Origin of the sequence: Comamonas aquatica NBRC 14918 (genome assembly GCF_000739875.1) — a bacterium.
Taxonomy (GTDB): Bacteria; Pseudomonadota; Gammaproteobacteria; order Burkholderiales; family Burkholderiaceae_C; genus Comamonas; species Comamonas aquatica.
The window spans coordinates 157,785-167,934 of record NZ_BBJR01000024.1 but is presented as its reverse complement, the minus strand read 5'-3'; the positions used below and the strand labels follow the sequence as shown (position 1 = coordinate 167,934).

The window sequence follows — 10,150 nt, the reverse complement described above, 5'->3', positions numbered from 1 at the left end:
GGTGGGTGATACATGGATCGAACATGTGACCCCTGCCGTGTGAAGGCAGTGCTCTACCGCTGAGCTAATCACCCGTTTGTCAGTGTTCCGACAAGACTTAGATTATGTCACAGCTTGCGCCGCGTCTTTTCCAATTCGCCAAATAGTTTTGCCACCGGACGATTTGTCCAGATCGGCCAGCACGGCGTCGTGCGCTGCCAACTCCTGCTCGTTGGCCTTGAGCACGGGCAGCACCATGGCACGTAGATCCAGCACTGGCAGCGCATCGCTGGCCTCTTGCTCCTGCGGGGACTCGTCATCTTCCGGCATGACCAGGGCGTTCTGCCCGCGCGTCATGTTGATGTAGACGTCGGCCAGCAATTCCGCATCCAGCAACGCCCCGTGCAGGGCCCGACCGCTGTTGTCCACATCCAGCCGCGAGCACAGCGCATCCAGGGAATTGCGCTTGCCAGGGAACATCTCTTTGGCCATGGCCAAAGAGTCGGTGATCCCCTCCACATAGTGGGTCAGCGGCTGCAGACCCAGCAACGAGAATTCCTTGTTCAGGAAACCCACGTCGAACGGCGCGTTGTGGATGATCAGCTCCGCCCCTTGCAGGTAGGCCAGGATGTCCTGGACCATGGCCTCGAACTTGGGCTTGTCGCTCAGAAACTCGGTGGTCAGGCCGTGGACGCGCAGGGCATCGGGGTGGCTGTCGCGCCCGGGGTTGAAATACAGGTGCAGGTTATTGCCCGTGAGCTTGCGGTTGACCAGCTCCACGCAGCCCAGCTCAATGATGCGATCCCCGCCCTCTGCGGACAGGCCCGTGGTTTCGGTATCCAGAACAACGAGGCGCGACATAGGTCAGTGGTTTTCCTTGGCGTGGTTGATGGAGTACTTGGGGATCTCCACCACCAGATCCTTCTGCGCCACGATGGCCTGACAGCTCAGGCGCGACTGGGGCTCCAGCCCCCAGGCGCGGTCCAGCAGGTCCTCTTCCTCTTCCTCGGCATCGTTCAGCGAGTTGAAGCCTTCACGCACGATCACATGGCAGGTGGTGCAGGCACAGCTCATGTCGCACGCATGCTCGATCTTGATGTTGTGGTCCAGCAAGGCTTCGCAGATCGAGGTACCTGCGGGCGCTTCGATCTCAGCGCCAGCCGGGCAGTATTCGGGGTGGGGAAGAATTTTGATTACAGCCATGTTCTTATGAATCAAGTAAGAGATTGGACGTTCTTGCCAGCCAGCGCATCGCGAATGCCGCGGTTCATGCGCTCCGCCGCAAAGGCTTCCGTGCCTTTGGCCAGGGCCTGCGTGGCCGCCTCGATCACCGCCGCATCGGCCGCGGTCACCGTGGCACGCAGCGCATCCATCAAAGCCGTGATTTCATCACGCTGTGCCGGCGACAGCAGATCACCATCGGCATCCAGCGCACTCTGGGTCGCCAGCAGCATGCGGTCGGCATCCACGCGCGCCTCGACCAGGGCCCGGGCCTGCATGTCTTCCTGGGCGGTGCTGAAGCCCTCTTGCAGCATGCGTGCCACCTGGTCATCCGACAGGCCATAGGATGGCTTGACGGCCACCTGGGCTTCCACGCCGCTGACCTGCTCTTTGGCATGCACGGACAGCAGGCCGTCGGCATCCACCGTGAAGCTCACACGGATGCGTGCAGCGCCCGCCGCCATCGGCGGGATGCCGCGCAGCTCGAAACGCGCCAGGCTGCGGCAGTCCTGCACCAGATCGCGCTCGCCCTGCACCACGTGGATGGCCATGGCGGTCTGCCCGTCCTTGTAGGTCGTGAAGTCCTGGGCGCGCGCCGTGGGAATGGTTTCATTGCGGGCAATGATGCGCTCGACCAGCCCCCCCATGGTTTCCACACCCAGCGACAGCGGGATCACATCCAGCAGCAGCAATTCACCAGCGGCATTGTTGCCCGCCAGCTGGTTGGCCTGGATGGCGGCGCCCAAAGCCACCACCTCATCCGGATTCAAATTGGTCAGGGGCTGCTTGCCAAACAGCTGGGCCACGGCCTCCTGCACCTGGGGCATGCGGGTCGAACCACCCACCATGACCACGCCCTGCACGTCCTCCACCGTCAACTCGGCATCACGCAGTGCCCGGCGCACCGCCTGCAGCGAGCGCTTGGTCAGGTGCTCGGTCGCTTGCGCGAAATCCGAGCGCGCCACCGCCTGCTGCAGGGCCGCGCCACTGGGCAACTGCACAGCGAATTCGGTGTGCTCGACATCCGTCAGGCGCTCCTTGCAGGCCTTGGCCGCCACCCGCAGGGCCGCCCAGTCCTCCGCCGACTGTGCCTGCACCCCGGTCTGTGCCAGCACCCACTGGGTCAGGGCAGCGTCATAGTCATCGCCACCCAGGGCCGAGTCGCCCCCGGTGGAGATCACCTCGAACACACCCTGGGTCAGCCGCAGCACGGAAATGTCAAAGGTACCGCCGCCCAGGTCGTACACGGCGTAGGTACCTTCGCTGGCGTTGTCCAGGCCATAGGCAATCGCTGCCGCCGTGGGTTCGTTGATCAGGCGCAGCAGGTTCAGGCCCGCCAGCTTGGCCGCATCCTTGGTGGCCTGGCGTTGCGCATCGTCGAAGTACGCGGGCACGGTGATGACCGCGCCGTAGAGGTCATCGTTGAACGTGTCTTCCGCGCGGTAACGCAGCGTGGCCAGGATTTCGGCACTGATTTCCACGGGGCTCTTGGTGCCAGCGCGGGTCTGCAGGCTGACCATGCCCTGTTCGGCCTGCGGCTCGAAGGTGTAGGGCAATTGCTGGACCTGCGCCCCCAGGTCGGACAGGCTGCGACCCATGAAGCGCTTCACCGACACGATGGTGTTGGGCGCGTCCTCCACTTCGTGTCCACGCGCCTCGTAGCCAATATGGCGCTTACCCTCGGGGGCGTAACGCACCACGGACGGCAGCAACACCCGCCCTTGGTCATCCGGCAGGCACTCGGCCACGCCGTTGCGCACCGAGGCCACCAGGGAATGGGTCGTACCCAGGTCGATCCCCACCGCGATGCGGCGCTGGTGGGGATTGGGCGATTGACCGGGTTCGGAGATTTGCAATAAAGCCATGTTCATCAGTCTCTGTGTGAACGGAATGCTCCGCTCTGGACGCCCGCACCGGGGTGTGCAGGACGCGACGTTGCATGCAACGACTGGGTTATTGTTCCAGTTGCTCGCGGCGGCGTTCGATGTCTTGCGCAAAGCGCTCAACAAACATGAGGGATCTCACCACCTGTACGGCCTGCGTCGCCCCCTCCTGCGACGCCAGCAGGCGCTCGCAATTTTGAAGCATCTGACGCTTGACCAGCATGACCTCGTCGGCCAAAGCATCCACATCCGTTTCGGAGTCGGCTTCTTCCAGCGCCTCGCGCCATTCCATCTGCTGCATCAGGAATGCCGCAGGCATCGCCGTGTTGTCCTCGGCACGCACAGGCACGCCAAACAATTCACACAGGTAGGCCGCGCGCTTGAGCGGGTGTTTCAGCCGCTGGTAGGCCTCGTTGATGCGCACCGACCATTGCATGGCCACCCGCTGCGCCACACCGCCTTCGCCAGCAAAGCGGTCGGGGTGGGTCTGCTTTTGCAGCTCTTTCCAGCGCTCGTCCAGCACCGCGCGGTCCAGCGCAAACTGCCGGGGCAAGCCCATCAATTCGAAATCGTCAGACTGAAGGTTCATGTCAATAAAAAACCGCCAGCACTGCTGCAATGGCGGTTTGAAAAATCAGGGGCAGCACAACCGCCCTTTAGCAATCAGATCCGGAAGCTTTCTCCACAGCCACAGCGATCACGCTCATTGGGGTTGTGGAACTTGAAGCCCTCGTTCAAACCTTCGCGCACGAAGTCCAGCTCCGTGCCGTCGATGTACGCCAGGCTCTTGGGATCGATCATCACCTTGATGCCATGGCTTTCGAACACCACATCCTCAGGTTCGGGCGCGTCCACGTACTCCAGCTTGTAAGCCAGACCGGAGCAGCCGGTGGTCTTGACCCCCAGACGCACCCCGATCCCCTTGCCACGCTTGGTGAGGTAACGCCCCACGTGGCGTGCAGCAGCATCCGTCAGCGTGACAGCCATGGTTATGCAGCCGAGGCAGTTTCGCTGTGCTTGGCGCGGTAGTCGTCGACCGCGGCCTTGATGGCATCTTCCGCCAGGATGGAGCAGTGCACCTTCACGGGTGGCAATGCCAACTCCTCAGCGATCATGCTGTTCTTCAGCGCAGCCGCTTCGTCCAGCGTCTTGCCCTTCACCCACTCTGTCACCAGGGAGGACGAGGCAATCGCCGAGCCGCAACCATAGGTCTTGAAGCGCGCATCTTCGATCACGCCCGTTGCAGGGTTGACCTTGATCTGCAGCTTCATCACGTCACCGCAGGCGGGCGCACCCACCATACCAGTACCCACGCTGTCATCGCCTTTTTCAAACGAGCCAACGTTGCGGGGATTTTCGTAGTGGTCAATGACCTTGTCGGAGTAAGCCATGATGTCTACCTCTTCAAATTCAATCTATGTGACGGCTCAGTGCGCAGCCCACTGGATGGTGCTCAGGTCCACACCGTCCTTGTACATTTCCCACAGCGGGCTCAATTCGCGCAGCTTTTCCACGTTCTTGCGGATGGTCGCAATCGCGTAATCGATCTCTTCCTCGGTGGTGAAGCGGCCGATGGTCATGCGCAGCGAGCTGTGTGCCAACTCATCGCTGCGACCCAGGGCGCGCAGGACATAGCTGGGCTCCAGGCTAGCCGAGGTGCATGCCGAACCCGAGGAAACGGCCAGGCCCTTGATACCCATGATCAGGGACTCACCTTCGACGTAGTTGAAGCTGATGTTCAGGTTGTGGGGCACGCGGTGTTCCATGTCCCCGTTCACGAACACCTGCTCGATGTCCTTCAGACCTTCCAGCAGGCGCTGCTGCAGGCGCTTGGCGTGGTCGAAGTCCTGCTGCATTTCTTCCTTGGCGATGCGGAAGGCTTCGCCCATGCCCACGATCTGGTGCGTGGGCAGGGTGCCCGAACGCATGCCACGCTCATGGCCGCCACCGTGCATCTGGGCTTCCAGGCGCACGCGGGGCTTGCGGCGCACGTACAGTGCGCCAATGCCCTTGGGTCCATAGGATTTGTGCGAAGCCAGGCTCATCAGATCGACAGGCATGGTCTGCATGTCCAGCGGCATCTTGCCCGTGGCCTGTGCGGCATCCACGTGGAAAATGATGCCCTTCTCACGGCACAGATTGCCGATCGTGTTCAGGTCCTGGATCACGCCGATCTCGTTGTTCACGGCCATCACGCTCACCAGGATGGTGTCGGGACGGATGGCTGCCTTGAACACGTTCAGATCCAGCAGGCCGTTTTCCTGCACGTCGAGGTAGGTCACCTCGAAGCCCTGGCGCTCCAACTCACGCATGGTGTCCAGCACGGCCTTGTGCTCGGTCTTCACGGTGATCAGGTGCTTGCCCTTGCCTTGGTAGAAGTGCGCGGCACCCTTGATCGCCAGGTTGTCAGATTCGGTGGCACCACTGGTCCACACGATTTCACGGGGGTCGGCATTGATCAGCTCCGCCACCTGGGTACGGGCCTTTTCAATCGCTTCCTCCGCTTCCCAACCCCAGGCGTGGCTGCGCGATGCAGGATTGCCAAAGTGCTCACGCAGCCATGGGATCATGGCGTCCACCACACGCGGATCGCAAGGTGTGGTCGCACCGTAGTCAAGGTAGATGGGGAAATGTGGGGTCATGTCCATGGCTGGCTCTACTGATATCTGTCTGGCAACGCCGGGGTTGCCGATTGAAAACTTGTCCTTGCCTGCCGAGCGCGCCCGGCGGGCCAATCACACCATCAAGATTTGGCGAATACGTTGCCCAGTGCGAACACCGAGTTGGGGGCATTCACGCGAATCGGCTTGACCACGGGTGCGGTCGAGATGGCGCGACGCACCACGGGCTTGTCCTCGATCTGGATACCCTTGGCCAACTGTTCATCGACCAGCTTCTGCAGCGTCACGGAGTCCAGGAACTCCACCATGCGCTGGTTCAGGGCGGACCACAGCTCGTGGGTCATGCAGCGACCGGCCTCGCCCATACAGTTTTCCTTGCCACCACACTGGGTAGCATCGATGGGTTCGTCCACCGACACGATGATGTCAGCCACCGTGATTTCTGCCGCCTTGCGGGCCAGGGTGTAGCCACCACCTGGGCCACGGGTGGATTCCACCAGCTCATGGCGACGCAGCTTGCCGAACAGCTGCTCCAGGTACGACAGGGAAATTTGCTGACGCTGACTGATGGCAGCCAGCGTGACAGGACCATTGTTCTGGCGCAGTGCCAGATCGATCATGGCGGTGACCGCAAAGCGGCCTTTTGTTGTGAGACGCATCGTGAGCTCCTTCAGTCAGGCTGTTAGTTACAGAAACATCAATCGCGGTCAATCGGACTGATACCGTCTCCGCCCTTACTCCAGCGCCCTGCCCGTAACCAGCAAGCGCAGAGCCCTTCTCCTAAGAAGTCTTTTGTTGTTGTTGAGTGATAACCCGAAGTATACCAGAAACCCCATCAATTTTGTCGGATACCGCCAATCAACGTCATCAACGCAATCTATCAAGGAGAAAAAGTGTTGAAAATCAAGCCCCAAACAGTTTCTGCTTGAGCACGGCCAGCTGGTCCCGCAGACGTGCTGCAGCCTCGAACTCCAGGTTCTTGGCATGCGCCAGCATGTCCTTTTCCAGCTTCTTGATGGCCTTCGCCAGCTCGGCCTCCGACATCACGGCCTCGGCTTCGTGGCACACCTGGGCCCGCGCCTGGTCGTCGGCCGCACGGCCACTCTTTTCGCTATAGACCCCATCAATCAGGTCTTTCACCCTCTTGACAATTGCCTGTGGCTGAATCCCGTGCGCTTCGTTGTAAGCGATCTGTTTGGCGCGGCGGCGCTCGGTTTCATCGATGGCCTTGCGCATGGAGTCGGTGATGCGGTCGGCGTACAGGATGGCCTTGCCATGCAGGTTGCGCGCCGCGCGGCCAATTGTCTGGATCAGGCTGCGCTCGGCCCGCAGGAAACCCTCCTTGTCGGCATCCAAAATGGCCACCAGCGACACCTCGGGAATGTCCAGCCCCTCGCGCAGCAGGTTGATGCCAACCAGCACGTCGAACACCCCCAGGCGCAGGTCACGAATGATCTCCACGCGCTCCACGGTGTCGATGTCCGAGTGCAGGTAGCGCACCCGCACGCCGTTTTCGGTCAGGTAGTCGGTCAACTGCTCGGCCATGCGCTTGGTCAGCGTGGTGATCAGCACCCGCTCCCCGCGCTGCTCGCGCAGTCGGATTTCTTGCAGCACATCGTCCACCTGGTGGGTGGCGGGCCGCACCTCGATCTCGGGATCCACCAGCCCCGTGGGGCGCACGACCTGGTCAACAACCTGCCCGGCATGGGTCTTTTCGTAATCCGCGGGCGTGGCCGACACAAAGATCACCTGGCGCATGCGCTGCTCGAACTCCTCGAACTTCAGCGGCCGGTTGTCCAGCGCCGACGGCAGGCGAAAGCCATACTCCACCAGCGTGGTCTTGCGCTGCTTGTCGCCGTTGTACATGGCGTTGAGCTGGCCGATCATCTGGTGGCTCTCGTCCAGGAACATCAGCGCGTCCTTGGGCAAGTAGTCGGTCAGCGTGCTCGGCGGCTCACCGGGTGCCGCCCCGGAGAGGTGGCGCGTGTAGTTCTCAATGCCCTTGCAGTGCCCCACCTCGCTCAGCATCTCCAGGTCAAAGCGGGTGCGCTGCTCCAGGCGCCGCGCCTCCACCAGCTTGCCCATGTCCACCAGTTGCTTGCTGCGCTGGCGCAACTCTTCCTTGATGGTCTCGACGGCCGCCAATACCTTGTCGCGCGGCGTGACGTAGTGGCTGCTGGGGTAGACCGTGAAGCGTGGGATGCTCTGGCGAATGCGCCCGGTCAGCGGGTCAAACAACTGCAGGCTGTCCACTTCGTCATCAAACAGCTCAATGCGCAGCGCCAGCTCGGAGTTTTCCGCCGGAAACACGTCGATGGTGTCGCCACGCACGCGGAACGTGCCGCGCGAGAAATCCTGGTCGTTGCGCTGGTACTGCATGCGGATTAGCTGGGCGATGACATCGCGCTGGTTCATGCGGTCACCGGTGCGCACCGTCATGATCATCTGGTGGTAGCTCTCGGGCTCGCCAATGCCGTAGATAGCCGACACCGTGGCCACGATGACCACATCGCGCCGCTCCATCAGGCTTTTGGTGCAGGACAGGCGCATCTGCTCGATGTGCTCGTTGATGGCGCTGTCTTTTTCGATGAAAAGATCGCGCTGCGGCACATAGGCCTCGGGCTGGTAGTAGTCATAGTAGCTGACGAAGTACTCCACCGCGTTCTTGGGAAAGAACTCGCGGAATTCGCTGTACAGCTGCGCCGCCAGGGTCTTATTGGGCGCAAAGATGATGGCGGGCCGCCCCAGGCGCGCGATCACATTGGCCATGGTGAAGGTCTTGCCCGAGCCCGTCACGCCCAACAGCGTCTGGAAGGCCTCGCCATCCTGCACCCCCTCCACCAGCTTGGCGATCGCCGACGGCTGGTCGCCCGCCGGCGGATACGGCTGGAACAACTCGAACGGCGAGCCGTCAAAGTGGGCAAAAGTGCCTTCTGGCGCAGCGGTGCTGGTGGATTCTTGCATAGCGTTATGTGCGGCGCGCATGGCGCCCCCGGGAGTAAAATGCCGAGTTAACCCTCGAGCCTAAACCATCAGGTGGGGGCCTTTAGCGTTATATCTACCCCTCAAGGACGATTCATGTCTCTGTTTACCGCCGTCGAAATGGCCCCCCGCGACCCCATCCTGGGTCTGAACGATCAATTTGCCGCCGACACCAACCCCAACAAGGTCAATCTGGGCGTGGGCGTGTACTTCGACGACAACGGCAAGCTGCCCCTGCTGCAATGCGTGCAGGCCGCGGAAAAGGCCATGATGGACAAGCCCGCTGCGCGCGGCTACCTGCCCATCGACGGTATTGCGGCCTACGACAACGCCGTCAAGGGCCTGGTGTTCGGTGCCGACTCCGACGTGGTCACCTCCGGCCGTGTCTCCACAGTACAGGCCATCGGTGGCACGGGCGGCCTGAAGATCGGCGCCGACTTCCTGAAGAAGATCAGCCCCAACGCCAAGGTGCTGATCTCCAACCCCAGCTGGGAAAACCACAAGGCCATCTTCACCAACGCGGGCTTTGAAGTCGGCACCTACGCCTACTACGACGCTGCCACCCGCTCGGTCGACTTCGCCGGCATGCTGGCCGACCTGAACGCCGCCGCCGCCGGCACCATAGTGGTGCTGCACGCCTGCTGCCACAACCCCACCGGCTACGACATCACCGCCGCCCAGTGGGATGAAGTGATCGCCGTCGTCAAGGCCAAGGGCCTGGTCGCCTTCCTGGACATGGCCTACCAGGGCTTTGGCCACGGCATCGCCGAAGACGGCGCCGTGATCGGCAAGTTCGTGGCCGCCGGCCTAAACATCTTCGTGTCCACCTCCTTCTCCAAGAGCTTCAGCCTGTACGGCGAGCGCGTGGGCGCCCTGTCCGTGGTCGCCAACGACAAGGAAGAAGCCGCGCGCGTACTGTCGCAGCTGAAGATCGTCATCCGCACCAACTACTCCAACCCACCCACCCACGGTGGTGCGGTCGTGGCAGCCGTACTGAACAACCCCGAGCTGCGCGCCCTGTGGGAAAAGGAACTGGGAGAGATGCGCGTACGCATCAAGGAAATGCGCCAGAAGCTGGTGGATGGCCTGAAGGCCGCCGGCGTGACCCAGGACATGTCCTTCATCACCACGCAGATCGGCATGTTCTCGTACTCCGGCCTGTCCAAGGACCAGATGGTGCGCCTGCGCTCCGAATTCGGCGTGTACGGCACCGACACCGGCCGCATGTGCGTGGCCGCGCTGAACAGCAAGAACATTGAACACGTCTGCAAGTCGATTGCCGCCGTGATCTAAGGGACCACGCTGTCCAAGCAAAAAGCCACCTGCGGGTGGCTTTTTTGATGGCAGGTGTATTCAAAATACGTAGCTGGTTGCGCACATCAGACAAGGAATTTCTTATGTTTAGCGTCTGAAACCCTGTTTTGATCAACGCCATCAGCTATCAAAACCACGAATCGACGCCCA

Annotated in this window: 10 protein-coding genes and 1 tRNA gene; 1 reads left to right on the top strand and 10 read right to left on the bottom strand. The window is 61.7% G+C overall.

Features of this window, described 5'->3' with window-relative positions; genetic code table 11:
* Positions 1-2: 2 nt before the first annotated feature.
* The 10 genes from CA2_RS03740 to uvrB form a co-directional block, all read right to left on the bottom strand.
* Positions 3-74, bottom strand: a tRNA-Val gene (locus CA2_RS03740).
* 28 nt (positions 75-102) lie between these two features.
* Positions 103-840, bottom strand: coding sequence for a DNA polymerase III subunit epsilon (gene dnaQ / locus CA2_RS03735; protein WP_042412782.1), 738 nt, complete (start codon positions 838-840; stop codon positions 103-105).
* Between the two features lie 3 nt (positions 841-843).
* The gene (fdx, locus tag CA2_RS03730; RefSeq protein ID WP_042412781.1) at positions 844-1,182 is read right to left on the bottom strand and encodes an ISC system 2Fe-2S type ferredoxin; all 339 of its coding nucleotides are present in this window, start codon (positions 1,180-1,182) and stop codon (positions 844-846) included.
* Between the two features lie 11 nt (positions 1,183-1,193).
* Positions 1,194-3,065, bottom strand: coding sequence for a Fe-S protein assembly chaperone HscA (hscA, locus tag CA2_RS03725; RefSeq protein WP_042412816.1), 1,872 nt, complete (start codon positions 3,063-3,065; stop codon positions 1,194-1,196).
* Between the two features lie 88 nt (positions 3,066-3,153).
* Positions 3,154-3,672: a Fe-S protein assembly co-chaperone HscB gene (gene hscB, locus CA2_RS03720; RefSeq protein ID WP_042412780.1), complete on the bottom strand. Its 519-nt coding sequence runs from the start codon at positions 3,670-3,672 to the stop codon at positions 3,154-3,156.
* Between the two features lie 74 nt (positions 3,673-3,746).
* Positions 3,747-4,070, bottom strand: coding sequence for an iron-sulfur cluster assembly protein IscA (iscA, locus tag CA2_RS03715; protein WP_042412779.1), 324 nt, complete (start codon positions 4,068-4,070; stop codon positions 3,747-3,749).
* Between the two features lie 2 nt (positions 4,071-4,072).
* A complete protein-coding gene (iscU, locus tag CA2_RS03710) occupies positions 4,073-4,474 on the bottom strand; it encodes a Fe-S cluster assembly scaffold IscU (protein WP_042412777.1) in 402 nt (133 codons plus the stop codon).
* 36 nt (positions 4,475-4,510) lie between these two features.
* On the bottom strand, positions 4,511-5,731 hold the full coding sequence (locus CA2_RS03705) for an IscS subfamily cysteine desulfurase (RefSeq protein WP_042412776.1): 1,221 nt from the start codon (positions 5,729-5,731) through the stop codon (positions 4,511-4,513).
* A gap of 95 nt (positions 5,732-5,826) precedes the next feature.
* Positions 5,827-6,363: a Fe-S cluster assembly transcriptional regulator IscR gene (gene iscR / locus CA2_RS03700; RefSeq protein ID WP_042412774.1), complete on the bottom strand. Its 537-nt coding sequence runs from the start codon at positions 6,361-6,363 to the stop codon at positions 5,827-5,829.
* A 244-nt stretch (positions 6,364-6,607) separates the two neighbouring features.
* Positions 6,608-8,668 carry an excinuclease ABC subunit UvrB gene (uvrB, locus tag CA2_RS03695; protein ID WP_042412773.1) on the bottom strand — a complete coding sequence of 687 codons (2,061 nt, stop codon included), beginning with the start codon at positions 8,666-8,668 and terminating at the stop codon, positions 6,608-6,610.
* A 114-nt stretch (positions 8,669-8,782) separates the two neighbouring features.
* On the opposite strand from uvrB, the gene CA2_RS03690 reads away from it, so the two are divergent.
* Entirely contained in the window at positions 8,783-9,979 is a 1,197-nt protein-coding gene (locus tag CA2_RS03690) for an amino acid aminotransferase (protein ID WP_042412771.1), read from the top strand.
* The last annotated feature ends 171 nt before the right edge of the window (positions 9,980-10,150 follow it).